Raw genomic sequence first — 26,125 nt, forward strand, 5'->3', positions numbered from 1 at the left:
GCCGGCAGCCGTACTTGTTGTCGAACTTCGACTTCGTCACCGAGTCGTTCACGTTGATCGCCGGGAACAGCAGCTTGCCGTCACGGTGCATCTCGTACAGCCGGTGGACACCCGTCGTGGTCTCCTCCGTCACGCCCTTGATCGTGGAGGCGACCTCGGTCCACTTGTTCGGGGTGTCCTTCAGGGTGCGGTTGAGCAGCTCCAGGATGATCCGGAACTCGTCGTTGTCCGCGGTGGACGGGTCCGGAGCGGCACCGGCCTTCTCGAACTCGACGCCCTTGTGGATCAGGAGGGTGGCGTCACCGCCGTCGTCCAGGATCATGTTCGGGGTCTGGCCGTCCGGCCAGGTCAGCGCCTGCTCGGTGCACCACCAGTACTCCTCCAGCGTCTCGCCCTTCCAGGCGAACACCGGGATGCCCTGCGGGTTCTCCGGGGTGCCCTCCGGGCCGACCGCGATGGCCGCGGCCGCGTGGTCCTGGGTGGAGAAGATGTTGCACGAGCACCAGCGGACCTCGGCGCCCAGGGCGGTCAGGGTCTCGATCAGCACCGCGGTCTGCACGGTCATGTGCAGCGAGCCGGTGATGCGGGCGCCGGCCAGCGGCTGCGACGCCGCGTACTCGGCGCGGATCGACATGAGGCCGGGCATCTCGTGCTCGGCGAGCTGGATCTCCTTGCGGCCGAACGGCGCCAGGGAAAGGTCGGCGACCTTGAAGTCACCGGTGATGTCGGTCGACATGCGTCTGCTCCTCGCTGAAGGGGTGGGGCAAGGCCAAGGTCCTGGGTGTGCTGCGCAACGCGGCGGTGCCGTACGGGCATGCACCGGCCACGCCGGGCGGCCGGGCCCGCTGTACCGGACCGGCTCCCTGTGCGCAGCACAAACCGTCGGAGGACCTCTCTCCCTCGACCGGGGCACACCCTACGGGTGCGCACCGCCGATCGACCGCCATCAGCAGCGACGTTCTGGCTCTGGTGACGAATCTACACCGGTGGCCCCGCCGACCGTTCCCGGTTACGGATTTTCGGGGCCCGGCCCGCCGGGCGTGGCCGCCGGGTCGGCGCCCGCCGCGGCCTTGGCCGCGCTGTACACGTCCGGCTCCAGGTAGATCGCGCGGGCGATCGGGACGGCCGCCCGCACCCGCTCCTCGGCGGCGTCGATGGCGGCCGCGACCCGGGCGGCGCTGTCCTCCGCGTTGACCGCGATCTTGGCGGCGACCAGCAGTTCCTCGGGGCCGAGGTGGAGCGTGCGCATGTGGATGACGCCGGTGACCGCGTCCCCGTCGACCAGGGCCGCCCGGATGCGGCCCACCGACTCGCGGTCGGCGGACTCGCCGAGCAGCAGCGACTTGGTCTCCAGGGCGAGCACCACGGCGATCACCACCAGGAGGACGCCGATGCACAGCGTGCCGACGCCGTCCCAGACGCCGTCGCCGGTGATCACGGTCAGCGACACGCCGAGCATGGCGAGCACCAGGCCGATCAGCGCGCCGGTGTCCTCCAGCAGCACGACGGGCAGCTCCGGCGCCTTCGCGGTGCGGATGAACTGCACCCAGCCCTGGCCGCCCTTGGCCTTCGCCGACTCGCGCATCGCGGTGAGGAAGGACCAGCCCTCCATCGCGATCGCGAACACCAGCACGCCGACGGCCCAGCCCCAGGAGTCCAGCGCCTCCGGGTGGCGCACCTTGTGCCAGCCCTCGTAGATCGCGAACAGGCCACCGACGCTGAACAGGACGATGGCCACCAGGAAGCCGTAGACGTAGCGCTCGCGGCCGTACCCGAACGGGTGCTCCTCGTCGGCCTCCCGGCGCGCCCGCTTGCCGCCGATCAGCAGCAGCACCTGGTTGCCGGAGTCGGCCACCGAGTGGACGCCCTCGGCCAGCATCGACGACGACCCCGTGAAGCCGAAGGCGGTGAACTTGGCCGCCGCGATCGCCAGGTTCGCCGACAGGGCCGCGATCAGCGCTTTTGTCCCACCCTCTGTACTCATGCCCTCACCGTAGCGTGCGCCTCCCGGCGCCTGCTCGCTACGCCTGCTCCCTACGACTGCGCGGCGGCGAGCCCCAGGTAGACGGCGGCGAAGTCGGTCAGCGCGACGAGGTCGGCGAACGCGTGCAGCGGCTCGGGCCGGGCGCTGGCGTACTCGGTGAGGCGGACGTCGTGGGCGGCGGCGAGGCGGTGCGCCCGGGAGACGCCGAAGGCGCGCGGGCGCTCGTCGTCCTCGGGCACCTCGGCCGGACCCCCGTCCTCTTCGAGCGGGCCGCCGGGCGTGCCCGGGACGTGCCGCAGCAGGAGGACCTGGAGGTGCAGCGGGTCCGGCTCCTCGACCCGGTCGCGGAAGAAGTCGTCCGGGTCGACGCCCGCACCCAGCTGGCCGGTGAACATGCCCCGGTGCGCGGTGAGCACCTGCGGCAGCAGTCCGGGCAGCGCCGGGCGCCCGGCCCGGTCGGCCAGCTGGGCGGCGAAGCGGGTGGCGACGGCTCCGGCGACGGCGCCCTCGGCCCACAGCAGCGGGACGGTCCCGGCGAGCCGGGCGGCCAGGCCCTTGGCCGGGTTGGTGTAGGCGGCGGCGTCGGGGCGGCAACGGACGGCCGTCGCGTCGAGCAGGTCGGCGGTGGCCGGGAGCGCGTCGTACGGCAGCTGGGTGACGCCGACCTTCTGAGCGAGCGCCAGCAGCGGCGTCAGGTGGGCCCACAGCGCGCCGGGGTCCTCGGCGGGCAGGTCCGGCTCGGCGGGGGGCTCGACCGGCGCGTCGTCCTCGGGCCCGGCGGACGGCACGTACGGCAGCGGCAGCGCCCGCACCTGGAGCGCCGCCGCGGCGAGCGGGGTGCCCTCGGGCGCGGTGACGGCGATCGCGCAGCCGCGTGCGTACGCCTGCTCGGCGAGGCCGATCAGGCCCTGTTCGCCCCCGTCGGCGGAGCTGATCACCAGCAGGTCGAGCGGCCCGGCCCAGCCGGGCAGCTGCCAGCCGAGCCCGGCGGTGAAGACCGGCGGGGCGCCGGAGCGGTCCGCGCGCGGGGCGGTGGCGTCGACCGGCGGCAGCGGGGTGACGAGGCTGCCGGTGCCGGCCAGCACGGCGAGGACCTCGCCCGCGGTCAGGGCGCTGCCGTGCCCGGCGACGAGGACGGCGCGCGGGCGGCCGTCGGGCCGCAGCCGGTCGAGGCCGGCCGCGTCGGCGAGCCGCAGGGCGGTGCGCACCCGCGCGCCCGAGCCGGCCAGGGCGAGCAGGGCGCGGTCGCGGTCGGCGCGCTGGAGGGCGACCGGGTCGTCGAGCAGGGTGTCGTCGAGCATGCGGCGGTCCTCCGGCTGCTGTCGGCTGCGGGCCTGGCGGGCGCTGGGCTGGCGGGGCGGTGCTCCGCCCCAAGGATCAGGCCGGGCGACGGGCCTCGTCCACCAGGAGGACCGGAATGCCGTCGCGGACCGGGTACGCGAGGCCGCAGTCCGTGCCGGTGCAGACCAGCTCGGGCTGCTCCTCGGTGCCGGCCTCGGCGAGCGCGGCCCGGCACTGCGGGCAGACCAGGATCTCCAGCAGGAAGGATTCGAGCTTCAAGGGGCTCTCCAAGAGTCGGGAGGTGGCGCGGCGGTGCCCCGGCCGATAGGCAACCCTACCGGCCGGGGCACCGGCACTTCCGCTCAGGCGCGTCGGGCGCCGGGGACGTCAGGCGCGGACGATCGCGAGGACGCCGTCGCGCAGTTCGGCCATCTTCGCCGGGTCCTTGGCCTCGACGTTCAGGCGCAGCAGCGGCTCGGTGTTGGACGCGCGCAGGTTGAACCACCAGTCCGGGCCGGCCACGGTGAGGCCGTCCAGCTCGTCGACGGTGGTGCCCTCCAGGCCGGCGTAGGCGGCGCGGACGGCGGCCGAGCGGTCGGCCTGGTCGGCGACGGTGCTGTTGATCTCGCCGGAGGCGGCGTAGCGGTCGTACTCGGCGGTGAGCGCGGACAGCGTGCCCGACTGCCCGCCGAGGGCGGCGAGCACGTGCAGCGCGGCGAGCATGCCGGTGTCGGCGCGCCAGAAGTCGCGGAAGTAGTAGTGCGCGGAGTGCTCGCCGCCGAAGACGGCGTCGGTGACGGCCATCTCCTGCTTGATGAAGGAGTGACCGACGCGGGTGCGCACGGGGGTGCCGCCGAGCTCGCGGACCACCTCGGGGACGGTCCAGGAGGTGATCAGGTTGTGGATGATCGTCGGCTCGGCCTCGCCGGCGGCCCGGGCGCGGGCGATCTCGCGGGCGGCGACCAGGGCGGTGATCGCGGACGGGGAGACCGGCTCGCCGCGCTCGTCGACGACGAAGCAGCGGTCGGCGTCGCCGTCGAAGGCGAGGCCGAGGTCGGCGCCGACCTCGCGGACCTTGGCCTGCAGGTCGACCAGGTTCGCGGGGTCGAGCGGGTTGGCCTCGTGGTTGGGGAAGGTGCCGTCCAGCTCGAAGTACATCGGGACGAGCTCGATCGGCAGGCCGTCGAAGACGGTCGGCACGGTGTGGCCGCCCATGCCGTTGCCCGCGTCCACGGCGACCTTCAGCGGGCGGATCGCGGTGAGGTCGACCAGGCCGAGCAGGTGGTCGGCGTAGCCGCGCAGGGTCTCCTGCTCGGAGAGCACGCCGGGCTTGACGTCCTTGGCCGGGATCGTGACGGCGTCGTCCTCGCCGGTCCAGGACTCGACCAGCTCGCGGATCTCGGCAAGGCCGGTGTCCTGGCCGACCGGGGCGGCGCCGGCCCGGCAGAGCTTGATGCCGTTGTACTGGGCCGGGTTGTGGCTCGCGGTGAACATCGCGCCGGGCAGGTCGAGCTTGCCGCTGGCGTAGTAGAGCTGGTCGGTCGAGCAGAGGCCGATCTGCACGACGTCGGCGCCGTAGGCGGCGGCGCCCTCGGCGAAGGCCCGGCTGAGCGACGGGGAGGAGGGCCGCATGTCGTGGCCGACCACGATCGCGGTCGCGCCGGTGACCTGGACGAAGGCCGCGCCGAAGGCCCGGGACAGGCTCTCGTCCCACTGGTCCGGGACGACGCCTCGGACGTCGTACGCCTTCACGAGCTGCTTGAGGTCGCGCACTGCGGCTCCACCCTGGTCTCTGTACTGATCGTTCACGATACGTCGGGGTCACCGCCCGTTCGGTCGACGGCGTGCGGTGACGGTAGACGGGCAGCGTACCCGGGCCGGGGGAACGCTTCCGTGCGGGGCGAGCCGCCGGAGCCTGTCCTCGGCCCCCGTCGTCCGCCCGCAGGGGCGGGCCGTGCGGCGTTGGGGTGCGTGCATCGCAGGGCGGAGGCCTCCCGGCCGCCAGGGCGGGGGACATGGCCGGGGGACGTGGCCGGGGGACATCGGCGACCGACGACAAGCGGCGATGCGCGTACCCCGGCGTCGCACGGCGGGTGGGGGTTCGAGGACGGGCTCGTCAGTTGTCGGGCGAACGGAGGACCCGGAGGTGGCCGCGGCGGCCGCCCTCGGTGGACTCGCCCTCGGGGGCGCGGCCCTGACGGGGGGTCTGCGGGCGGGCGGCCTCGCGGACGGCGTTGGCGAGGGCCTCCAGGTCGTCGCTGCTGCGGCGCAGCGGCCCGGCCTCGGCGGCGAGCCGGACGACCTCCCAGCCGCGCGGGGCGGTGAGGCGCTCGGCGTGCTCGGCGCACAGGTCGTAGCAGTGCGGTTCGGCGTAGGTGGCGAGCGGGCCGAGGACGGCGGTGGAATCCGCGTAGACGTACGTCAGCGTCGCGACGGCCGGCCGGCCGCAGGCGGTCCGCGAACAACGACGTACAGAGCTCACGAGGGTGGACGGTACAGCACTCCTCGCCGGGGAGCGAAGACCGCCCGTCCTCGTCGCGTTGACGTGTCGCGCCGCGTGCCCCCGGACTCCCCCTCCGGCGGGCCCGGGGGGCGCTTCGGCGCGGAGCCGCTCCTTCGGCTGCTCCGCTCGCTCCGCCCGGTGCGGCGTACGCCCCCGCCCCGGGCGTTTCCCTGCCGGAGTGGTCCACTTCCGACCGTCCAAGGACTACCCTCGGCAGTGATATGGACAGCTCTGCACCGCAGTCATCGACGGGACCCTCGCGCCGACCCCGGCACCGCGACCGGCACGGCAGGGGGCTGCGCGGCCCGCTGGCGCCGCCCCAGGTGCCGATCTCGCTCACCCGCTCCGAACTGTTCGACGACTACGTCCGCGAGTCGGTGGAGCGGCTGGAGCGGCGCTGGCCGCAGCTGATCGAGGTGGAGTTCGCCGTCCAGGAGGTGCCGCTGCGCGAGGCGGACGGCGCTGACTCCGAGGACGGCGTGCCGCTGGGGCGGGTGTCGCCCGGCAAGCAGGGGCGCAAGAGCCAGATCGTGGTGTACCGGCGACCGGTGGAGATCCGGGCGAAGACCCGGGAGGACCGGGCGGCGCTGGTGCACGAGATCCTGATCGAGCAGGTCGCCGAACTGCTGGGCCTGTCGCCGGACGCCATCGACCCGCGCTACGACGAGGACTGACGCCCCGGGGGCCGGGCCCCCGGGGCGCGCGTTCAGCGCAGGACGACGCCCGGGTCCTGGGAGGCCTGCGGGACCTTGACGGTGCTCCGGTCGTCCCTCAGTGCCTGGACGGTGAACATCGGCACGTCCTTGGACGGGAGCGCGAGCATCCGGGCGGCCACCACCGGGCCGCCGGAGGCGGTCTCCACGGTGAGCGCGAAGGAGCCGTTCAGCCCGCCCGGCTCGGGGGCCGGGACGGCGACGGTGGCACCGGCCGGCACCTGGACGTCCTTGGTCACCGGGGTGCCGCCGTTGGTGCCCGCCGAGGCGGTGACGTGGACGGTGGCGGCGTCGCCGGCGGACGTCAGGAACAGGGTGGACGCGCCGGCCCGGTTGTCGGCCACGGTGGCGCGGGCGCCGACCGGGGCGCTGCCGGTGAGCCAGGCCGCGTCGGACTTGCCGTTCGAGCCGGCCCGGTCGATCCGGACCCCGGCGACCACCGGGGTGGGGTGCTTGTCGTCGCTGGGCGACAGCCGCAGCCCGGCCACCTCGTCGCGGGTGACCTTCCCGAGGTCGACGGCGGCGACCATGCCCGCCTTGACGTGGATGGACTCGTTGCCGGCCGGGGTGAACCAGCCGTTCTTGCCGGAGAGCTGGATCTTCAGGTCGGCGTCGTCCTCCGGCGGCGCCCAGACGACCAGGCGGGCGGCCGAGGTGTCGGCGGGCAGGCCGGGCAGCACCAGGGTCGGGGCGGGCTCCACGGAGGACGGGACCCAGTCGGCGCCCTTGCTGCCGTCGGCGGCGTGCAGGAACGCGCCGACCCGGCCGCTGCGGGCCACCACGTGCACGGCGAGGTCGGTGACCGGGCCCTTGGTCAGGGTCGGCAGCAGGATCGACTGGGAGCTGCCGGGCGCGACGGTGATGCCGTTGGCGGCGTCGTTGTCGATCGGGCCCTTGTCGCCGTAGAGCTTGATGTCGACGACGGCGGCGGAGGACTCGGTGTTCACCAGGCTGACGTAGTCCGTGCGGTCGCCCGCGGTGCTGGCCCCGGCGAACCAGAAGCTGGTGCCGGCCGGGGTGCAGGTGACGCCGGACAGGCCGAGGCCGCGCTGCTCGGTGACCGTGGTGGTCTGCGAGACGGTGAAGCCGGGGGCGAGGGCGCCGGTGGCGGTGGCGCCGGTGCCGGGCGCGGTGTCGGCGTTGGCCGCGGGGGCCGAGACCGGGGTGCCGGGCTTGGCCAGCGTCAGCCGGGCGTCGGCGGGCGCGCCGCCCTTGTCGGGGGCGGCCGAGCCGGTGGGCGCCGGGGTCGCGGGGGCGGACGGCGTGGCCGGGGCCGACGGGGCCGCGGTCGGGGGCGTCGCGGGCGCGCTGGCGTCGGAGAGCCAGCCGGCCCCGCCGGTGGCGGCGCCGCTGCCGGGCGGGGTGTAGGCGGTGAGCGTGGTCGAGCCGGTCAGGCCCTGGAGCGGCTGCGGGCAGACCGCCGCCGTCCGCTCGACCTGTGCGGTGGTCGCCGCGGCGCCGGTGTCGCCGGTCGCGGGGACGGCCGGCGGGCGGAGTTCGGCGATGCCGAACACCACGGCGAGCACGGCCGCGGCCGCCAGCATCGACTGCGTCGTGCGGCTGCCGCCCGAACGCCCGGCGGGGCGGGCCGGCGCCGGGGCGCCGTCCGCGTCGGGGGCGGCGGCCGGCTCCGGCGGCCGGTAGCCGCTCTCGTCGGCCTCGACGGGCGCGGACTTCTTCCCGAAGGAGGGCTTCTTCATCGCGGGTCAGCTCCCCGATCCGTGGTGGTGCGGGTACCGGCCAGTCCCGTTGGGGTCGTTCGGGTCGTAGTAGGGCTCGGCCTGCGGCTGCCCCGGCACCCACGGCTGCTGGTGCTCCGCCTGCTGGTAGGGGTCGTAGCCGTACTGCTGGTCCTGGTACGGCTGCTCGTAGCCCTGTTGCTGGTCGTAGCCCTGCTGGGGGTAGGCCTGCTGCTCGTAGCCCTGGTGGGACTGGGCCTGGCCGCCGTACTGCGCGGCCGTCGGCTGCTGCGCGGCGTACGGGTCGTAGCTGTAGGGATCGGCCTGCTGGTACGTCTGGTACGGGTCCGTGTACGGCTCGGTGTCCTGGGCGGCCGCGGCCGCCTGGACGGCCTCCGTCATCGGATCGGCGACGGGCTGCGGCGGGACGGCGCCCTCGTACACCCCGGTCTCCTCCGCGCCCGGCTCGGCGCCCTCGCCGCGCTCGGCCATCCGGCGGGCCCGGCGGCTGCCGGGGACCGGGGCCTGCGCCTGGGCGGCGGCGGCCAGCGCGGCGGCGGCCACCACGTCCTCGGGCAGGTCGTCGTCCTTGTGGCTGCGGCGGCCGGGCAGGGCGAGCACCAGGATGGTCAGGCCGATCAGCACCTGCGCCCAGATCCAGCCGGTGTGCAGCAGGCCCTCCTCGCGGGTGACGGACAGCTTGCCGCCGGCCGCCGGGAGCTTGAAGCCCTGCGCCCAGCCGTCGACCGTGGTCGGCTCCAGCGCGGTGCCGTCCAGGGTGGCCTTCCACTCGGGGGAGGCGCTCTCCGCGAGCCGCAGCACCCGGCCGTCCGGGCCGGCCGCGACGGTCGTGGCGAGGTCGCGGACACCGGACGGGACGACCACGGGGGCCGCGCCGGGGGCGGTGATCACCGCGCGGACCGCCGCGGCGCCGTTGACCTGCCAGAGCGCGGAGTCGCCGTCCTGGTTGGCCTTGACCAGGCCGGGGGTGGCGTCCAGGACGTCCTTGAACACGTCGATCACGGGCCGCTCGACCACCACGTACGCGACGCCGTAGCCCGACAGGGCGCCGGCCTGGTCCGCCCCGGAGCCGGCCAGCAGGCTGCCGACCACCTTGTTCAGGCCGTCCTGGGTGCCGGTCGCCGGGTCGACGGTGGACTCGGACTGGCCGAGCGTCAGGCCCGCGCCACGGACCAGGGTGTAACGGACGGCGCCGCCGCCCTTCTCCCCCGTCACGACGAGCGTGCGGGCGCGGTCGGTGGTGCCGGCCTCCTCCGCGATGAACGCGGGCACCTGGCTCGCGTCGGCGCGGTGCAGCGGACCGGTCGCGCCGGTCACCGCCCACCACAGGCCGGTGCCCAGCGGGGCCAGCAAGGCGGCGGCCACCACGAGGGCGGCGACCGGCTGGCGCCAGCCGAAGGCGATGCCGGCCACGCGGGCGTTGGCGCCGTCGGCGCCGATCGCGGCGGCGGCCAGCAGGGCGATCCCGGCGATCAGGGTCGCGGGACCCGCCCAGGCCGGCACGGCCGCGCCGCCCGAGGCGGGGGTCACCGAGGTGCCGGCCACGACGACGGCGAAGACCATGCCCGCACCGGCCGCGCCCCACGCGGCGAGCACCGCGCGGCGCCGGTCGGCGCGCAGCAGCGCCGCGAGCGCGGCGAGCACGACACCGGCCGACAGCCACACCGGGGGCACTCCGGCGCCGCCCGGGTTGGCGAGCACCAGGCCGACGGCGCCGGCACCGCTGCCGTGCAGGCCCGGCAGGCCCGCCTCCATCAGCAGCGACTGCGGGTGCGACAGGACGTTCAGCGACCACGGCGCGAGCACCGCCACCGGCACCGCGAGCACCACGAGGACGCGCAGCCCGAGCAGCCGCAGCGCTGCGCCACCGGAGCCGAAGGCACCGCCGCGGACGACCGCGACACCCAGCGTGGCCAGGCAGAGCGGCACCGCGAGCGCCCAGGTCAGCGGCACGAAGGCGGTGGCCAGGGTGAGCAGCAGGACGGTCATCCAGACCGGCCGCCAGCCGGGGCGGGCGCCCTTGGCGGCGCTCTCCTCGCGGATGCCGAGGCCGGCGGTGATCGCCGCGGCGCGGGCCAGCGGCGGCAGCAGGACGGCGAGGACGGCGGTGCCGAGGCGGCCCTGCGCGAGCGCGCCGGTCGCCGCGGGCAGCAGCGCGTAGGTGGCGCTGGCCCAGGCGCGGACCAGCTTGGAGTCCAGCAGCGGGCGCGAGACCAGGTAGGCGCTGACCGCGGCGAGCGGCACCGTCAGGAAGAGCAGCAGGGTGATCGCGAGGTCGGCGTGGCCGAAGAAGATCCAGGACAGGACCGCGAGCACGCCGAGGTACGGCGGTGCGGCGGCCGTGGAACCGGTGCCGATCGGGTGCCAGGCGTCGGCGTACATCGACCAGAGGCCGCCGGCGCCGTCCGCGGCCGGCAGCAGGGCGCCGCCGAACAACAGGCCGCTGCCGAACAGGCCGCGGCAGGCGACGAGGGCGAACACCAGCAGGGCCGCGAACAGGACCGGCGCGGGGCGCCGGGCGAGCTTCTTGACCAGCGCGAACTGCTCGACGACGAGGTCCTCGGCGTCGTCGTCGCCACCGGCCTCGACCGAGCCGTGCCGGCCGACGTTGTCGTCCGCTCCCCCTATCCCGAGCGAGCTGATGACGCCCTCGACGGCCAGGCGGGTGGTCGCGCCGGGCGCCGGGAACAGCGTGCGGTCGTCCAGCGCGTCGGCGGCCCTGGTCCGGGCGCGGCGCTTGCGCGCGGCCAACAGCCTTGGCAGCCGGACGAGTTCGTGCCCGAGCCCGGCGAGTTCGTCGAAGGCCTGGCGCGGGTCCTTGCCCAGGAGGTTGGTGACGGCCCGCACCAGCGTGCCGAGCACCAGGCGCAGCAGGACGTAGGGGAAGAGCACGCCCTTGCAGTTGGCGAGCAGGGTGTAGACGGCGCCGGCCTTGTCCACCCGGTGCGGGTGGGAGGCGGCGCAGTCGATGGCGCGGCGCTCGCGGCTGGCCGCCTCGGCGTGCCGCAGCACGGCGTCGGGGGCGACCACCACGCGGTGGCCGGCGGCGTTGACCCGCCAGCAGAAGTCGGCGTCGTCGCGCATCAGCGGCAGCGCCTTGTCGAAGCCGCCGAGTTCCTCGAACACGTCCCGGCGCACCAGCATGCCGGCGGAGGAGACGGCGAGCACCGGGCGGACCTGGTCGTGCTGGCCCTGGTCCTGCTCACGGCGGTCGAGGCCGGTCCAGCGGCGGCCGGAGCGGGCGATCGTGACGCCGACCTCCAGCAGCTGGCGACGGTCGTACCAGCTGCGCAGCTTGGGGCCGACGACGGCGGCGCTCGGGGTGGAGTCGGCGACCTGGAGCAGGCGGCGCAGCGCGTCGGTCTGCGGCTCGCAGTCGTCGTGCAGGAGCCACAGCCACTCGACGGGCTGCGTCTCGCGCGGGCCGCCGCGGCCGAGGTCGTCCTCCTGGGCGAGCGGGTCGCCGAAGTCGTCCCAGCCGCCGGTGACCGGGTCGTAGCCGGAGGGGTCGAGCCGGTAGGGGAGATCGTCCGGACGCAACGGCGCGCAGCTCGACACCGCTTCGGCGACGGCGGTGCCGAAGCCGGCCCGGCGGCCGAGGATCAGAGGTCCGCTCTCGGGCAGCCAGTCGGCGAGGGTGTCGGCGAGCAGCTGCGGGGAGTTGTCGGTGGATCCGGTGTCGACCGCCAGCACCCGCTGGACCTGGCGGTCCTGGCCGAGCAGGCCGGCCAGGGCCTGCGGCAACCAGCGGGCGCCGTCGTGCGAGACGATCACCGCGGTGACCAGGTGGCGCGGATAGGCGGGCGGCCTGGCAGCGGTGAAGCCGCTCTGGTGGCTGTAGACGGTCATCGAGTGCGCGGGCCCCAGTTCTCGGTGGACACAGCCGGTGAACGGCAACCGGATGGCGCACCACACTAACGGCTCCGGGTTGCGGCTCCGTCCACGGTGTCCGTGCAAGGACGGTGAAGGACGGTCCGGAGCCGTGCCCCGACACGCGAAAGCGCCCCACCACCACGGTGAGGCGCCCGTACAGCTGTGCGGTCGTCCTCCGTCGCCGGAGGATCGGCGGGGCCGGAGGCCGCTGCGCCCGGACCGCGGCCCCGACGGGCCGGACCGGTCCCCGCGTCAGACCGCGCTCTTCTTGAGCCGACGGCGCTCGCGCTCGGAGAGGCCCCCCCAGATCCCGAAGCGCTCGTCGTTGGCGAGGGCGTACTCCAGGCACTCGGAACGGACCTCGCAGGCGAGGCAGACCTTCTTGGCCTCGCGGGTGGAACCGCCCTTCTCGGGGAAGAAGGACTCGGGGTCGGTCTGGGCGCACAACGCGCGCTCCTGCCAGCCGAGTTCCTCCTCGTCCTCCGCGATGCCGTCACCGATCAACAGCTCAAAGAGCTCGCTCATGTGGCGCGCCTCCTCTGCCCCTACTTGGCGTCCCCGTGGTTGCCGTTGCCTCGTGCGGCTGACGACACGAGTGAAATTACAGTTGCGTCACTCTGGCTCAGTCAAGCCGAGCTCTGGTATTGGAGTCAGGATTCACTCCCCGGCACCAAGCCGTTACGAATAGTGTACATATCTGGACACATCGGACTTTTCGCCCAGATGCCCCGGACAGCTTCGAACCATCCGCAACCATTCGCCGGGTGACGCCCGGTCACCCTCACAGGCCGGTCATCGCCCTGCCTTCCCGGCGATCTTCCCATCGAAACATAGAGGGTGATGAATCACCCCATCCGGTACTTCCGGACCGAACCCACCCGAATGCCGCATCTTCCGGTTTGACACCACCGCCGCCGATGCGGTCTCCTTTCCCCTATGTCAGAGTCCATGCGCCCCCGGAGCGGTTCCACGCTCCGCCGTGCCGTGAACTCTTGTTGTCGCCTCTGTTCCTGCTGTATCTAGGCGCCCGCGTCCCACCGCGCGCCGCCCCCAGGAAGCACAGAGGCCGCCCGCGATTCCCGCCCCAGGACATCCCGGATCCGGCTGATCCCTGACGAACCAGCCGCAGATCCGAGGACGACTCCCGTGCGCATGACCCGCATCCGCAAGCGGAACCGCGACCGCAACAAGCTCGCCCGCCGTGGCCTCCAGACCGCCCGCCCCGCCGCCCGCTGGGACGACGGCCTCTCCGACGTCTCCATCGCCGGGGACCCGCTCGCCTTCCCGCACCTCGCCCGCACCGACCTGCCCGCCCACCCCACCACCGTGGCCGGCTACGCCCGGCTGGTCCGCGAGATCGCCGGCGACCGCACCCGCTGGGAGCACCTCGTCCGCTACGACGCGCTCACCCGCTGGTACGCCCGGCTGGAGACCGGCCCCGGCTACGAGGTGTGGCTGCTCAGCTGGCTGCCCGGGCAGAGCAGCGGCTTCCACGACCACGGCGCCTCCTCCGGCGTCATGACCGTCGTCCAGGGCGAGCTCGTCGAGCGCTCCCTCACCCACGCCGGCGAGGGCGCCCGCGCCCTGCGCCCCGGCGGGCAGCGGGTCTTCTCCTCCGGTTACCTGCACGAGGTGGTCAACGCCGCGCTGGAGCCGGCCGTCTCCATCCACCTCTACAGCCCCGGCCTCACCGAGATGAACCAGTACGGCAGCGCGAACGCCGTCCCCGAGCAGGGCGTCGAGCAGGGCGTCGAGCAGGACAGGCCGGCCCGGACCGGAACGCGTTGACCGAGGCCTGACGGGCAGTCGGAGCGTGGCAGGATGGGCCCATGCGCATCGTGGCACTGGCAGGCGGAATCGGCGGGGCGCGCTTCCTGCGCGGACTCCTCGCGGCGGTCGACCCGCAGGACGAGATCACCGTCATCGGCAACACCGGCGACGACATCCACCTCTACGGGCTGAAGGTCTGCCCCGACCTCGACACCGTGATGTACACCCTCGGCGGCGGCATCCACGAGGAGCAGGGCTGGGGCCGGACCGACGAGACCTGGTCGATCAAGGCCGAGATGAAGGAGTACGGCGTCGGCCCCGAGTGGTTCGGGCTCGGCGACCGCGACTTCGCCACCCACCTCGTGCGCAGCCAGATGCTCACCGCCGGGTACACCCTCAGCCAGGTCACCGAGGCGCTGTGCGTGCGGTGGAAGCCCGGCGTGCGACTGCTGCCGATGAGCGACGACCGGGTCGAGACCCACGTGCGGATCACCGATGAGCAGGGCACCCGGGCGATCCACTTCCAGGAGTACTGGGTCAAGCTGCACGCCGCCGTCGACGCCGAGGCGATCATCCCGATCGGCGCCGAGACCGCCAAGCCCGCGCCCGGCGTCCTGGAGGCGATCGCCGCGGCGGACGTCATCCTCTTCCCGCCGTCCAACCCGGTCGTGTCGATCGGCACCATCCTCGCCGTACCCGGCATCCGCGAGGCCGTCGCCACCGCGCCCGCCCCCGTCGTCGGGCTGTCGCCCATCATCGGCGGGGCGCCGGTGCGGGGCATGGCCGACAAGGTGCTCGCCGCCGTCGGCGTCGAGGCCACGGCGGAGGCCGTCGCGCTCGACTACGGCAGCCGGTCAGCGCTGCGAAGCGGCTCGAACGAGGGCGGTGGTGGGCGACGGCTGGGCCTGCTGGACGGCTGGCTCGTCGACACCGCGGACGAGGGCGCGGTGAGCACCGTCGAGGCCGCCGGCATCGCCTGCCGGGCCGTCCCGCTGCTGATGACCGACGTCGACGCCACGGCCGAGATGGCGCGGGCCGCGCTGGCCCTCGCGGAGCGGGTCCGTCCGTGACCGTGGAGATCCTTCCGGTCGAGGGGCTCCCGGAGATCGAGGCCGGGGCCGACCTCGCCGCGCTGATCGCCAAGGCCGGGACGTACGAGGACGGCGACGTCCTCCTCGTCACCTCCAAGATCGTCAGCAAGGCCGAGGGCCGGCTCCTGCGCGCCGCCGACCGCGAGGCCGCGATCGACGCCGAGACCGTCCGGGTCGTCGCCCGGCGGGGGCCCGTGCGGATCGTCGAGAACCGCAACGGCTTCGTCATGGCCGCCGCCGGCGTCGACGCCTCCAACACCGCCCCCGGCACCGTCCTCCTCCTGCCCGCGGACCCCGACGCGTCCGCCCGCGCCCTGCGCGCCGGGCTGCAGCGGCTCACCGGGCGGCGGCTCGCCGTCGTCGTCACCGACACCTTCGGCCGGCCCTGGCGCAACGGGCTCACCGACGTCGCCATCGGCGCCGCCGGGCTGTCCGTGCTGGAGGACCACCGCGGACGCGCCGACAGCCACGGCAACGAGCTCGCCCTGACCGTCACCGCCACCGCCGACGAACTCGCCGCCGCCGGCGACCTGGTGAAGGGCAAGGCCGGCGGCGTACCGGTCGCCGTCGTGCGCGGCCTCGGACACCTCGTCACCACCGAGGACGGCGAGGGCACCCGGCCGCTGGTGCGCCCCGCAGCCGACGACATGTTCCGGCTCGGCACCTCCGAGGCCCTGCGGGCCGCCGTCACCCTGCGGCGCACCGTGCGGGCCTTCACCGACGAGCCCGTCGACCCGGGCGCCGTCCGCCGCGCCGTCGCCGCCGCCGTCACCGCGCCGGCCCCGCACCACACGACGCCGTGGCGGTTCGTCCTGCTGGAGTCCGCCGACACCCGCACCCGGCTGCTCGACGCGATGCTCGAGGCCTGGCGCCGCGACCTGCGCGAACTCGACGGCTGGGACGACGCGAGGATCGCCCGCCGCACCGCGCGCGGAGACGTCCTGCGCAACGCGCCCTACCTCGTCGTGCCGTGCCTGGTCATGGACGGCTCGCACGACTACCCCGACCCGCGGCGCGCCACCGCCGAACGGGAGATGTTCACCGTCGCCGCCGGCGCCGCCGTGCAGAACCTGCTGATCGCGCTCACCGGCGAGGGCTACGGCTCCGCGTGGGTCTCGTCCACCATGTTCTGCCGCGACACCGTCCGCGAGGCCCTCGACCTGCCGGAGGGCTGGGACCCGATGGGCGCCATCGCCGTCGGGCGTCCCGCCGAGGCCCCGCGCGAACGGCCGGAACGCGGCGCGGACGCCTTCATCGCGGTGCGGTAGGGGTCAGAGGTCGTCCGGCAGGAGCCGGAAGGCCGCGTGGTCGGTCAGCGGCCCGATCGCGCGGAAGTGACGGCGGTCGACGGTCAGCACCGCATCGGTCCTGACCTCGGCCGCCCGCGCGACGTTGACGGCGTCCGTCAGGCCGGTGTTCAGGTCCGGGTAGCGGCGCATGACGATTCGCGCGGTGGCGAGGTGCGCGCTGACCTCGGGCACCTCGAAGCGACCGAGGGTGCACCGGTCGATGACGTCGTCCAGGATGCGCATCGCCCCTCGGGCACCGAGCGTTGGTACGCGAGATGGTCCAACTCCGCCGGCACCGAAGGCGAGATGACCGGATGGCCGACAGTGCCCAGCGCCTTGAGGCAGGCGTCGTGGTCCGGCTCCTCCACGGCGTACGCGGCAAGCAGGGCACGGGTGTCGCCGACCACCGCGACGGCGGTCACCTGCCGAAGCCTTCCACGGGCCGGTCGATGTGGGCCGCGATGCGCCACAGGTACCACGACGTGGTTCACCGTCGCCGGTGGTCGTTGGGGGCCAGGCGGGGCCCGTAGCGGGGGGCTCGGACTCCGGTGGCCGTGAGGAGGCGGCAGATGCGGTGGCGGTGGGGGCGGTAGGGCTCCAGGAGGGCGAGCATCTGGGCGTCGTCGCTGCGGGGGCGGCCGGCCAGGGCCCAGCCGACCAGGTTAGGGAGGTGGAAGTCGCCGACCGAGACGGCGTCCGCGTCGCCGTTGCTGCGCTGGAGCGTCTCTGCGGCCGTCCAGATCCCCACGCCCGGCACCGCGGTCAGGCGGGCGAAGGCCTCGGCGTGGTCCATCGCGGACGCCTCCTCCAGGCGGGGCGCCAGCCGGACCGCCCGCACGACCGTCGCCGAGCGCTTCGGGTCCACGCCCGCGCGGTGCCACTCCCAGCTCGGCACCATCGCCCACTCGCGGGCCGACGGTGCCACCCACATGCCCGGCGCCGGGCCCGGCGCCGGGGTGCCGAAGTCCCGCAGCAGCGTCCGCCAGGCACGGTAGGCCTCGTCGGTCGTCACCTTCTGTTCCAGGATCGCCGGGACGAGGGACTCCAGCACCAGGCCCGTCCTGGTCAGCCGGACCCCCGCCGTCCGGCGCTGGGCGTCCCGCAGCGGACCGGGCGGCAGCACCAGGTCCTCCGGGTGGTCCTCCGCCCCCAGCAGCGCGGGCAGCCGGTCCAGCAGCCACCCCGCACCCGGGCCCCAGGCCAGCGCCTCCACCTCGCCGGCACCCGGGCGCGACAGCAGGCGCAGCGTCCCCACGCCGCCCGGAGTCCGGGACGCCCGCCACACCGCGCCGTCGCCGGTCGTCCGGTACGAGGGGTCGGCCGGACCGCGGCGCAGCGGCAGCAGCGTGCGGGCCGCGTCCAGCGGGAAGCCCGGCCGCCAGCGCCGCACCGACTCGCCGCCCGTCACCGCGTCGCCTCCTCCGCCACCGTCCCCGACCATGGGGATATGAACGATACGCGGCTGCCGGACCTCTCCCCCACGGACGAAAACGCGGTGCGGGCGCTCTACCACCGGGCCCTCGACGGGTGGAACCGGCGGGACGGCTCGGCGTTCGCCGGGCCCTTCGCCGCCGACGGCGAGGTGATCGGCCACGACGGCACGCGGCACCGCGGGCGGTCGGCGATCGCGGCCGAGCTCGGGCGGATCTTCGCGGACCACGTCACTCCCCGGTACGTGGCCGCCGTACGGCGCGTCCGGGGGCTCGGGCCCGGAGTGGCGCAGCTGGACGCCGTCGCGGGGCTGGTCCCGGCGGGGGCGGCGGACGTGGTGGCGGAGCTCAACTCCGTGCAGACGGTGATCGCGGTGAACGCCGGGGCGGGGTGGCGGATCGCGCTGCTGCAGAGCACACCGGCCCGGTACGACCTCCGGCCCGACCTGGCGGCGGCTCTGACGGAGGAGTTGCGGGGGCTGGTGGGCGAGCGGACCCCGTAGGCGGGAGGCGGTGTGCTACGCGACGCCAACTGCCTTTCCGATGCTCGCAGTTCCCCGTCCCCCTGCGGGGCGCGGAAAACGGGGCCAGGGGAACGGGAGAAGAGGGGAGGGACGCGGGGACCAGGGGGAGGGGCACCAAGGGGTGGGGAGCGGCCCGTGCAGCCCTCGCTCACTGGTTCTGCAGTGTGGCCGCCGCCCTTCGCAGGGGCGGGAGCGCCGGACGAGTCGGCGAAGGCGGTCGCGGCGGGCTGGATCAGCAGGACGGCGCGCAGGGTCGCGGGGAGTGAGAGGCGCGTAAACCGGATCGTCGCCGCGAACACGGGTGGTCGCCACGCCGCCCCGTGCCGGGTCCGGCACCCCTCCCGGGGTCACACCCGAAGGCCTTAGGCTGGGGCGCACCATGACTGCGCCTTTCGCTGCCGATGCCCGCACCCCCGTCGAGCTGCTGCACGCATACCTGCGAGGTGGCACCCCTTCGGTCGACCCCGCGGCCCCGCTGGTCACCTTCTACGACGACGCCACCGGCGAACGGGTGGAGCTGTCCGCCCGGACGTTCGACAACTGGGTGGCCAAGACCGCCAACCTGCTCCAGGACGAGCTCAACGCCGGTCCCGGCGACCGCGCCGCCCTCCTCCTGCCCGCCCACTGGCAGAGCGCCGTCTGGCTGCTGGCCTGCTGGTCGGTCGGGGTGACGGCGGTGCCGGGCGGCGAGCCGGCCACCGCCGACCTCGTGGTCAGCGGACCGGACGGCCTGGAGTCCGCCCACGCCTGCGAGGGCGAGCGGGTCGCGCTGGCCCTGCGCCCGCTGGGCGGCCGCTTCCCGCAGCGCCCGGACGGCTTCCTCGACTACGCCGCCGAGGTGCCCGGCCAGGGCGACCGCTTCGCGCCGTACTCCCCCGTGACCCCGGACGCGCCCGCCCTGGAGACCGGCGTGGACGGGCTGCCGCTGAAGCTGACCGGCGAGCAGACCGTCGCCCTGGCCCGCGAGGGCGCCGTGCGGCTCGGGCTGAACCCGGGCGACCGGGTGATGTCCACGCTGTCGTACGACGACTGGACGGGCCTGGAGGCCGGTCTGCTCGCGCCGCTCGCGGCCGGCGCCTCGGTGGTGCTGTGCCGCAACTCCGAGGGCCTGACGGCCGAGCAGTGGGAGAAGCGGGCCGACTCCGAACGGGTGACACTGCGCCTCGGGTAACCCCCGCCGCCGGCCCGGCGGGTAGGGATCCCTGCCATGGCCGAGGACGACGACACCGCGCACCCCCCGACCGACACTCCCCCGGACGCGCCCGGACGCCCCCGCAGGCGCCGGCGGTGGCTGATGATCACCGCCGGCGTCGTCGCGTTCCTGCTCGTCGCCACCGGCGTGCTGCTCTGGATCGCCTACCGCAAGCTCGACGGGAACATCCGGACGGACACGGCCACCGACAAGCTGCTCGCCAAACTGGAGGCGGAGCGGCCGAGCCGGACCGCCGGGGCCAAGGGCGCCGAGAACATCCTGCTCATCGGCAGCGACGACCGCTCCGGCGCGAACGGCGCCTACGGCGGCGAGTCCGGCACCCAGCGCTCGGACACGACGATCCTGCTGCACCTGGCGGCGGACCGGAGGCACGCGACGGCCGTCTCCGTCCCGCGCGACGTCATGGTCACCGTCCCCGCGTGCGAGAAGCCGGACGGCACCCGGAGCAAGCCCGCGCTCATGCAGTTCAACTGGGCGTTCGAACTCGGCGGCCCGGCCTGTTCGATCCGCACCGTCGAGCAGCTCAGCGGCATCCGGGTCGACCACTACGTGATCCTCGACTTCAACGGTTTCAAGTCGATGGTGGACGCGGTCGGCGGCGTCGAGGTGTGCGTCCCGCAGCCGATCCACGACAAGGACGCCAAGCTCGACCTGCCGGCCGGGCGCCAGACCCTCCAGGGCGAGCAGGCGCTCGGCTACGTCCGCGCCCGGGAGAGCCTCGGCGACGGCAGCGACACCCAGCGGATGGGCCGTCAGCAGCAGTTCCTGGCCGCGCTGATCCGCAAGGTGCAGTCGCAGGGCGTGCTGCTGAACCCGGCGAAGCTGTGGCCGGTGCTGGACGCCGCCACCTCCTCCGTCAAGGCGGACGGCGGCCTGTCCTCGCTCGGCGCGCTCTACGACCTCACCCAGGACCTGCGCGGCATCCCCTCGGCGGACGTGGTGTTCCTGACCGCGCCGCGCCGCCCGTACCACTACGACTCGGACCGCGACGAGTTCGTGCAGCCGCAGACCGGCCAGCTGTTCGCCGCGCTGCGCGAGGACCGCCGGATCACCGTCCGGCCGCCCGGCTCGGAGCCCACGCCCACGGCCGGGGCCTCGCCCGCGTCGGACGGCGCCGCCGGGGCCTCGCCCTCCGCCTCGCCGACGGCCGGCGCCTCGCCCGTCTTCGAGGGGCGCACGGCCGACGTGGACGCCTGCCCGCAGCACTGACCGCCCTCCGGACTTTACGCTCCTATTACCTGCTTGTGACGGACGTCATACCCGCGGCAATTCCCCCGTTCGACTCGTCTACTGTGTCCGGATCGGCCCATCCCCCCGGTGTGCCGCACCCCGTGACCCGCCGGACGTAGGGAAGCCCGTGCAGAAGGACAAACCCGAAACCGGCGAGCACAGCGGGCAGGGCCACCGGACGGCGCAGCGGCGGGCGGCCGTCGCCAGACGCACGAGGCGCCGGCGCCGGACGCTCAAGTGGACGGCCGGGACGGGCGCGCTGGTCATGGCCGCCGGCTGCGGCGGGGCGTACTACCTGTACCAGCACTTCAACAGCAACCTGACCTCGGTCAAGGTCCAGCTGGGCGACGAGGCGGAGCGGCCCAGGGCGGCCGGGGACGCGCTGAACATCCTCGTGCTCGGCACCGACAGCCGCGAAGGCCTCGGGAGCGACTACGGCGACGCGGGCAGTTCGGGGCACGCCGACACCACGCTGCTCTTCCACGTCGCCAAGGACCGCTCCAACGCGACGGTGATCAGCATCCCGCGCGACCTGATGGTGCCGATCCCGGAGTGCCAGGCGCCGGACGGCAAGCGGATACCCGGCTCCGCCCGGGACATGTTCAACAACAGCCTGGGGCAGGAGGGCCGGGACCCGGGCTGCTCCTGGAAGACCGTCGAGAAGGTCACCGGGATCCGGGTCGACCACTTCGTCCAGGTCAACTTCGAGGCGGTGAAGACGCTCTCGAGCGCGGTCGGCGGGGTCGAGGTGTGCGCCGCCAAGGACATCAACGACCCGAAGTCGCACCTGAAGATGAGCAGGGGCCGGCACGTCGTGCAGGGCGACGAGGCACTGGCGTTCGTCCGCACCCGGCACGGGGTCGGGCTGGGCGGCGACCTCACCCGGATCCCGCTCCAGCAGCAGTTCATCAGCTCGATGATCCGCCAGATCAAGAGTGACGGGACCCTGACCAACCCCGCGAAGCTGTACAAGCTCGCGGACGCCGCCACCAAGGCGCTCACCGTCGACTCCGGCATCGGCAGCGTCGACAAGCTCAAGGACCTCGCGCTGGACATCAGCAAGGTGGACACGAAGAACATCACCTTCGCGACCGTGCCGGTGCTCGACGACCCGAAGGACGAGAACCGGCTGGTCCTCAAGCAGCCGGACGCCGGACAGGTGTTCTCGATGATCGCGGGCGACCGCTCGCTGACCGAGACCGCGCAGGCCGCCACCGCCGCCCCGGCGGCGCCGGAGACGACCGCCGCCGCGCCGGGCACGCCCACGGCACCGGCGGTGGACCCGAAGGACGTCCAGGTGACCGTCCGCAACGGCAGCGGGGCGCAGGGGCTGTCGGGCACGACCGTGGACAAGCTCCGGGTCAAGGGCTTCACCAAGGCCGCGACGGGCCCCAACGCTCCTGCGGCGGCGACCAGTTCGATCTCCTACCCGGCCGAGCAGGAGGACGCGGCCACCGCCCTCGCCGCCGCCCTCGCCCTGCCCGGCGACGCCGCCCGGCCGGACCCGAAGGCCGCCGCGAAGGGGCCGCTGGTGCTGGTGCTCGGCAAGGACGCCGTCGCGGCGCCCGCCGCGCCGTCCGCGGCGCCGACGCAGGCCCCGACGGACCTCCAGCGGGTGCAGGCGGACGACACCGACGTCTGCGCGAAGTAGTCGCCCTACGAAGGGGGTTGGAGGAGGCAGAGGGTGCCGTCCGCCTCCACGAAGCGGTCGCCGGTGCGGGGGCAGTGCCAGTGCCCCTCGCCGGTCGGCAGCAGGGGCTCGCCGGTGCGGCCGACCCACTTGATGCGGCGGGCGGGGACACCGGCGACCAGCGCGTGGTCCGGGACGTCGCGGTGGACCACGGCGCCGGCCGCGACCAGCGCCCAGCGCCCGACCGTCACCCCGGCGACCAGGACCGCCCGGCCGCCGATCGAGCACCCCTGACGGAGTGTCACTCCTTGTGCCTGCCAGTCGGATCGACGCTTCAGGCGGCCGTCCGGCTCGATCGCGCGCGGGTAGCGGTCGTTGGTGAGGACGACGGCCGGGCCGACGAACACCCCGTCCTCGATCACGGCCGGCTCGTACACCAGCGCGTGGTTCTGCACCTTGACCCGGTCGCCGATGCGGACGCCGGGGCCGATGTAGGCGCCCCGGCCGATGATGCACTCGGCGCCGAGCACCGCGTGCTCGCGCACCTGGGCGAGGTCCCAGACCGTCGTCCCGGCGCCGATGGCGGCCCGTTCGTCCACGTCCGCGCTCGGCGCGATGCGCGGGCCGGCCGCGGCCCCGCCCTCAACCGTCCCCATGGGGAACGACTTTAGCGTCGGGGGCGGGCCGGCGAGGGTCGGTCAGCGGGCGTCGGCAAGGACGTTGTCCGGGGTTGGCGCGGTGCTGGCGATGACCTTGTCGGCGAGCGAGCGCGGCGAGGTCAGGAAGCCGAGGCCCCAGCTGAGGTGCATGGTCGCGAGGGCCACCGGGAGCAGCGCCTTCGCCCTGGCGGACAGGCCGCGGCCCTCGGCCACCGAGCCGCCGAGGATCCCGAGCAGGTACGCGCCGGGCGCGGCGAGGAAGACCGGGTGGACGGCCGCGCCGAGCACCAGGCCGAGCGTGACGCCGAGGAAGGCGGTCGGCGGGGCCAGGTAGCGCAGGTTGACCGAGCCGCGGTGGTAGCGGGTGACCACGCGCCGCCAGCGGCCGTAGTCCTTGTACTGCTTGGCGAGGGCGCGCACCGACGGCCGGGGGCGGTAGGTGACCTTGAGCTGCGGGGTGAACCAGATCAGGCCGCCGTCCTGGCGGATGCGGTAGTTCAGCTCCCAGTCCTGGGCGCGGATGAACTCCTCGTTGTAGCCGCCCAGCTTCTCCAGCACCTCGCGCCGGAACACGCCGAGGTAGACGGTGTCCGCCGGGCCGGCCAGGCCGCCGGTGTGGAAGGCGGCGTTGCCGACGCCGATCTTGGAGGTCATCGCGGCGGCGACGGCGTTCTCCCACTCGGTCTCGCCTTCGGCGTGCATGATGCCGCCGACGTTGGCCGCCTCCATCTCGTCCAGCAGGCGGACGGCGGTGGCGACGTAGCCGGGGGTGAGCAGGCCGTGGCCGTCCACGCGCACCACTATCGGGTGGCGCGAGCCGCGGATCGCCGCGTTGAGACCCGCCGGGGTGCGGCCGGTGGGGTTCTCCACGGTCCGGACCCGGGGGTCCTCGGCGGTGAGCTCGGCGGCGATCTCGGCGGTGCGGTCGGTGGACGGGCCGAGGGCGATCACCACCTCCATCGGGCCGGCGTAGTCCTGCTCCAGGATGTGCCGGACGGCCGTGCGCAGGTGTCGTTCCTCGTTGAGCACCGGCATGATCACGGAGACCGCCGGCAGCTCCTCAGCAGCCTTGGTGTTCATCGCGGCCAACCGTACCGGTCAGAGGAGGTAGTGGACGAGCGTGAAGGCGGCGAAGCCGAGCAGCGCGATCCGGTTGAGGACGTGCTGCGGGTCGCCGAGCCGGTCCGCCAGCCTGGTGGCCGGCCGCAGGTCGGGCCGGTGGGCGGCGGTGGCGACGGTCCTGGCCACTTCCCTCGGGTCGCAGCGGTCGCCGAAGTGGCCGGCCAGCCAGGCCGCCGGGCGGCTCGCCACGGTGACGTCCTGGCCGGAGCGCAGCTGGATGGTGAGGGCGTTGCGGTGCACGGCGGCGGCGTTGATCTCCTGCCACCGGAAGACGCGGCTGCGCAGCGTGGTGGCGACCCGCAGGCCGTCCCGGTCGACGACCATCTGCCAGGACAGCGGGCGGGCGCAGAAGAGGATGCCGAGGCAGCCCGTCCAGAGCGGGCGGACGAGGCCGCTCCACCAGCCGTCGGCGTCGAGGAGGACGACGAGCGCGGCGAGCAGGACGGCGGCGGCCGGGCCTGCCGCGGCGCGCAGGGCGAACGGCATCTCCCAGCGGCGGGCGGTCATCGGCTCGGCGTCCGGGCCGGGCTCGGGGGCGGCGGCGACCGTCTCGGCCGTCAGCGCCGAGACGGTCAGGTCCGGATCGGAGTAGCGCTGGCGGCTCCGGCCGACGCGGGGGTCCCGCGGGGCGGGGGCGACGACGGCGGCGAGCCAGTGCGGCTCGTGCTCCAGCAGGCCGGGGCGGACGAGGAGTTGGCGTTCGGGGCCGTCGGGGCCCTGGTAGAGCACGGCGTCGACGCTGAGCTCGGCGCGGGCGAGGCGGACGGCGGCCTCGGTGGGCGGGAGGGGGATCCCGGGGTCGTGGTCGTGGTGCTCGTCGTCCCCGTCGCCTTCCTCGTCGTGGAGGTCGAGCGCGTAGTCGGGGTAGAGGAAGTCGCGCTCCATGTCGGGGGTCTGCTCGCGCTGCGGCACCCAGCCGGGGCCGGAGCCGTCCTCGGCGCCGTACCGGGCCCACCGGTAGCCCTCGTCCTCGACCAGCCGCCACAGCGCGGGACCGCCCGGCGGGCCGTCCAGCGGCTCCACGAGCAGGTCGCCGCCGCTGTCGGCCCGGACCCGGACCGCGAGCGCGGGGGCGGAGCCCGCGAAGGCGGGCCGGCGGCGCCGGGCCTCGGCCCGGGCGGCGGAGGCGAGCACCAGCAGGCCGGTCAGCGCGAGGAGACCGGCGCCGAAGACGTCCTCCACCGGGCTGTACGCGACGCCCGCCGCGCGGACCCAGTCGCCGTCGACCAGCAGCGGCACCCCGTCGCCGGGCCGCGGCGGCCGGGCGAAGGTGACGTCGAGGTCGACGGTGCGCTCGGGGCCGCCGCCGGGCGGGCGGTAGCGGACGGTCAGCACGCCGTCCCCGTCTGTGGCGCCGGCCGTGCCGGTGACCGCCGTCGCCCGGTCGCGGTGGTCGGCCTCGCCCGCCTCCGCCCACAGCCCGTACAGGGGGATCACCGGCGCGACGACCAGCAGCACCGCGCCGAGGACGCGACGCACCACGGGCGGACGGCCCGGGGTGACGGGCGACGGCGCGCCAGCGGCCGTCCACGGGTACGGGACGGGCGGGGCCATCAGCTCGTCGAGGTCCTGGCGGGCGCGGCGGCGGCCGAGTTCGGCGCCGATCAGCACCACGGAGAGCAGGACGTGCACCAGGACCGCCGTCCAGCGGCCGGCGGTGGTGACCAGGCCGTCCGGGACGTACCAGAGCACCGCGAGGACGGCCGGGGGCACCAGCGCCCGGGCGCGGACCCGGGCGAGCAGCAGGATCGTCTCGGCGATCACCGACCAGGCGGCGAGCTCGTCGCCCCAGGTGTCGGCGCAGATGCCGGCGGCGTTGCAGTGCCCGCCGGTCGGTTCGACGGCGGTGGCGAAGGCCACGAAGGCGATCGGCAGCAGGGCGAGCCAGCGGCTGTCCAGCCGCCGGAAGCGGTGGGCGGCGCGCCAGCGGTCGGCGGCGGCCGTGGTGAGGGGCGCGGCGCTGGGCAGGGGCGGGGCGTCCGGGGCGACCATCGGACGATCATCCCAGCCCGGTGAGTGCGGGGACGCCGCAGGGGCCGGGTGCTCGTTCGCACCCGGCCCCTGCGTCCCCGTTCCCCCCGGTTCCCCCCGCTCCCCCGTACTCCCCCGGTTT

At 74.8% G+C, this 26,125-nt stretch carries 22 protein-coding genes; 8 read left to right on the top strand and 14 right to left on the bottom strand.

Features of this window, described 5'->3' with window-relative positions; all coding sequences use genetic code 11:
- The 6 genes from PUR71_RS22275 to PUR71_RS22300 form a co-directional block, all read right to left on the bottom strand.
- The coding region (locus PUR71_RS22275; protein ID WP_329928839.1) for an adenosylhomocysteinase at window positions 1-736 on the bottom strand (736 nt) is incomplete at its 3' end.
- A gap of 273 nt (window positions 737-1,009) precedes the next feature.
- Complete coding sequence (locus tag PUR71_RS22280) at window positions 1,010-1,984, bottom strand: cation diffusion facilitator family transporter (RefSeq protein WP_329928840.1); 975 nt, start codon at window positions 1,982-1,984, stop codon at window positions 1,010-1,012.
- Window positions 1,985-2,034: 50 nt separating this feature from the next.
- Window positions 2,035-3,285, bottom strand: a complete 1,251-nt coding sequence (locus tag PUR71_RS22285) for an SIS domain-containing protein (protein ID WP_329928841.1) — start codon at window positions 3,283-3,285, stop codon at window positions 2,035-2,037.
- 76 nt (window positions 3,286-3,361) lie between these two features.
- Window positions 3,362-3,544 carry a Trm112 family protein gene (locus PUR71_RS22290; protein WP_329928842.1) on the bottom strand — a complete coding sequence of 61 codons (183 nt, stop codon included), beginning with the start codon at window positions 3,542-3,544 and terminating at the stop codon, window positions 3,362-3,364.
- A 108-nt stretch (window positions 3,545-3,652) separates the two neighbouring features.
- A complete protein-coding gene (locus tag PUR71_RS22295) occupies window positions 3,653-5,038 on the bottom strand; it encodes a phosphomannomutase/phosphoglucomutase (RefSeq protein ID WP_329928843.1) in 1,386 nt (461 codons plus the stop codon).
- A 343-nt stretch (window positions 5,039-5,381) separates the two neighbouring features.
- Window positions 5,382-5,747, bottom strand: a complete 366-nt coding sequence (locus tag PUR71_RS22300; RefSeq protein ID WP_280686050.1) for a DUF3499 domain-containing protein — start codon at window positions 5,745-5,747, stop codon at window positions 5,382-5,384.
- 242 nt (window positions 5,748-5,989) lie between these two features.
- On the opposite strand from PUR71_RS22300, the gene PUR71_RS22305 reads away from it, so the two are divergent.
- Window positions 5,990-6,442 carry a metallopeptidase family protein gene (locus PUR71_RS22305; protein WP_329928844.1) on the top strand — a complete coding sequence of 151 codons (453 nt, stop codon included), beginning with the start codon at window positions 5,990-5,992 and terminating at the stop codon, window positions 6,440-6,442.
- Window positions 6,443-6,474: 32 nt separating this feature from the next.
- On the opposite strand, the gene PUR71_RS22310 is transcribed toward PUR71_RS22305, so the two are convergent.
- From PUR71_RS22310 to PUR71_RS22320, 3 genes are all read right to left on the bottom strand, one after another.
- Entirely contained in the window at window positions 6,475-8,181 is a 1,707-nt protein-coding gene (locus PUR71_RS22310) for a DUF5719 family protein (protein WP_329928845.1), read from the bottom strand.
- Between the two features lie 6 nt (window positions 8,182-8,187).
- Window positions 8,188-12,030, bottom strand: a complete 3,843-nt coding sequence (locus PUR71_RS22315; RefSeq protein WP_329928846.1) for a glycosyltransferase family 2 protein — start codon at window positions 12,028-12,030, stop codon at window positions 8,188-8,190.
- A gap of 276 nt (window positions 12,031-12,306) precedes the next feature.
- Window positions 12,307-12,579, bottom strand: coding sequence for a WhiB family transcriptional regulator (locus PUR71_RS22320; protein WP_030062195.1), 273 nt, complete (start codon window positions 12,577-12,579; stop codon window positions 12,307-12,309).
- Between the two features lie 621 nt (window positions 12,580-13,200).
- On the opposite strand from PUR71_RS22320, the gene PUR71_RS22325 reads away from it, so the two are divergent.
- The 3 genes from PUR71_RS22325 to PUR71_RS22335 are packed head-to-tail and all read left to right on the top strand — an operon-like array spanning window position 13,201 to window position 16,183.
- A complete protein-coding gene (locus PUR71_RS22325) occupies window positions 13,201-13,842 on the top strand; it encodes a cysteine dioxygenase (protein WP_329928847.1) in 642 nt (213 codons plus the stop codon).
- A 41-nt stretch (window positions 13,843-13,883) separates the two neighbouring features.
- Window positions 13,884-14,894 (top strand): 2-phospho-L-lactate transferase, encoded by a 1,011-nt coding sequence (gene cofD, locus PUR71_RS22330; RefSeq protein WP_329928848.1) that lies wholly within the window; start codon window positions 13,884-13,886, stop codon window positions 14,892-14,894.
- A complete protein-coding gene (locus PUR71_RS22335) occupies window positions 14,891-16,183 on the top strand; it encodes a coenzyme F420-0:L-glutamate ligase (protein WP_329928849.1) in 1,293 nt (430 codons plus the stop codon). The genes cofD and PUR71_RS22335 overlap by 4 nt, the downstream gene beginning before the upstream one ends.
- A gap of 3 nt (window positions 16,184-16,186) precedes the next feature.
- Here PUR71_RS22335 and PUR71_RS22340 read toward each other — a convergent pair whose 3' ends face one another.
- Window positions 16,187-16,447, bottom strand: coding sequence for a hypothetical protein (locus tag PUR71_RS22340; RefSeq protein ID WP_329928850.1), 261 nt, complete (start codon window positions 16,445-16,447; stop codon window positions 16,187-16,189).
- A 244-nt stretch (window positions 16,448-16,691) separates the two neighbouring features.
- Window positions 16,692-17,645 carry a DNA-3-methyladenine glycosylase family protein gene (locus PUR71_RS22345; protein WP_329928851.1) on the bottom strand — a complete coding sequence of 318 codons (954 nt, stop codon included), beginning with the start codon at window positions 17,643-17,645 and terminating at the stop codon, window positions 16,692-16,694.
- 6 nt (window positions 17,646-17,651) lie between these two features.
- Here PUR71_RS22345 and PUR71_RS22350 point away from each other — a divergent pair, with 6 nt between their 5' ends.
- The 4 genes from PUR71_RS22350 to PUR71_RS22365 all read left to right on the top strand — a co-directional run bounded on the left by PUR71_RS22350 (window position 17,652) and on the right by PUR71_RS22365 (window position 22,252).
- Window positions 17,652-18,137, top strand: a complete 486-nt coding sequence (locus tag PUR71_RS22350; protein WP_329928852.1) for an SgcJ/EcaC family oxidoreductase — start codon at window positions 17,652-17,654, stop codon at window positions 18,135-18,137.
- A 400-nt stretch (window positions 18,138-18,537) separates the two neighbouring features.
- A complete protein-coding gene (locus tag PUR71_RS22355) occupies window positions 18,538-19,329 on the top strand; it encodes a TIGR03089 family protein (RefSeq protein WP_329928853.1) in 792 nt (263 codons plus the stop codon).
- A gap of 36 nt (window positions 19,330-19,365) precedes the next feature.
- Window positions 19,366-20,580: an LCP family protein gene (locus PUR71_RS22360; protein ID WP_329928854.1), complete on the top strand. Its 1,215-nt coding sequence runs from the start codon at window positions 19,366-19,368 to the stop codon at window positions 20,578-20,580.
- Window positions 20,581-20,728: 148 nt separating this feature from the next.
- Window positions 20,729-22,252 carry an LCP family protein gene (locus tag PUR71_RS22365; protein WP_329928855.1) on the top strand — a complete coding sequence of 508 codons (1,524 nt, stop codon included), beginning with the start codon at window positions 20,729-20,731 and terminating at the stop codon, window positions 22,250-22,252.
- A 5-nt stretch (window positions 22,253-22,257) separates the two neighbouring features.
- Here the strand turns inward: PUR71_RS22365 and PUR71_RS22370 are convergent, their stop codons facing one another.
- Genes PUR71_RS22370 through PUR71_RS22380 form a run of 3 tightly spaced genes read right to left on the bottom strand, consistent with a single transcriptional unit; the run spans window position 22,258 to window position 26,004 of the window.
- Window positions 22,258-22,887 (bottom strand): acyltransferase, encoded by a 630-nt coding sequence (locus PUR71_RS22370; protein ID WP_329928856.1) that lies wholly within the window; start codon window positions 22,885-22,887, stop codon window positions 22,258-22,260.
- Between the two features lie 42 nt (window positions 22,888-22,929).
- Window positions 22,930-23,970, bottom strand: a complete 1,041-nt coding sequence (locus tag PUR71_RS22375; protein ID WP_329928857.1) for a glycosyltransferase family 2 protein — start codon at window positions 23,968-23,970, stop codon at window positions 22,930-22,932.
- An 18-nt stretch (window positions 23,971-23,988) separates the two neighbouring features.
- Window positions 23,989-26,004: a hypothetical protein gene (locus PUR71_RS22380; RefSeq protein WP_329928858.1), complete on the bottom strand. Its 2,016-nt coding sequence runs from the start codon at window positions 26,002-26,004 to the stop codon at window positions 23,989-23,991.
- Window positions 26,005-26,125 lie beyond the last annotated feature (121 nt).

Source organism: Streptomyces sp. SP17BM10 (genome assembly GCF_036322405.1).
GTDB lineage: Bacteria > Actinomycetota > Actinomycetes > Streptomycetales > Streptomycetaceae > Kitasatospora.

Excerpts from the sequence above, each read along its gene's own strand:
- PUR71_RS22280 (WP_329928840.1), bottom strand. The coding sequence starts at position 1,984 with ATGAGTACAGAGGGTGGGACAAAAGCGCTGATCGCGGCCCTGTCGGCG.
- PUR71_RS22285 (WP_329928841.1), bottom strand. The coding sequence starts at position 3,285 with ATGCTCGACGACACCCTGCTCGACGACCCGGTCGCCCTCCAGCGCGCC.
- PUR71_RS22305 (WP_329928844.1), top strand. The coding sequence starts at position 5,990 with ATGGACAGCTCTGCACCGCAGTCATCGACGGGACCCTCGCGCCGACCC.
- PUR71_RS22310 (WP_329928845.1), bottom strand. The coding sequence starts at position 8,181 with ATGAAGAAGCCCTCCTTCGGGAAGAAGTCCGCGCCCGTCGAGGCCGAC.
- PUR71_RS22315 (WP_329928846.1), bottom strand. The coding sequence starts at position 12,030 with ATGACCGTCTACAGCCACCAGAGCGGCTTCACCGCTGCCAGGCCGCCC.
- PUR71_RS22320 (WP_030062195.1), bottom strand. The coding sequence starts at position 12,579 with ATGAGCGAGCTCTTTGAGCTGTTGATCGGTGACGGCATCGCGGAGGAC.
- cofD (WP_329928848.1), top strand. The coding sequence starts at position 13,884 with ATGCGCATCGTGGCACTGGCAGGCGGAATCGGCGGGGCGCGCTTCCTG.
- PUR71_RS22340 (WP_329928850.1), bottom strand. The coding sequence starts at position 16,447 with ATGCGCATCCTGGACGACGTCATCGACCGGTGCACCCTCGGTCGCTTC.
- PUR71_RS22345 (WP_329928851.1), bottom strand. The coding sequence starts at position 17,645 with ATGGTCGGGGACGGTGGCGGAGGAGGCGACGCGGTGACGGGCGGCGAG.
- PUR71_RS22350 (WP_329928852.1), top strand. The coding sequence starts at position 17,652 with ATGAACGATACGCGGCTGCCGGACCTCTCCCCCACGGACGAAAACGCG.
- PUR71_RS22355 (WP_329928853.1), top strand. The coding sequence starts at position 18,538 with ATGACTGCGCCTTTCGCTGCCGATGCCCGCACCCCCGTCGAGCTGCTG.
- PUR71_RS22360 (WP_329928854.1), top strand. The coding sequence starts at position 19,366 with ATGGCCGAGGACGACGACACCGCGCACCCCCCGACCGACACTCCCCCG.
- PUR71_RS22370 (WP_329928856.1), bottom strand. The coding sequence starts at position 22,887 with ATGGGGACGGTTGAGGGCGGGGCCGCGGCCGGCCCGCGCATCGCGCCG.
- PUR71_RS22375 (WP_329928857.1), bottom strand. The coding sequence starts at position 23,970 with ATGAACACCAAGGCTGCTGAGGAGCTGCCGGCGGTCTCCGTGATCATG.
- PUR71_RS22380 (WP_329928858.1), bottom strand. The coding sequence starts at position 26,004 with ATGGTCGCCCCGGACGCCCCGCCCCTGCCCAGCGCCGCGCCCCTCACC.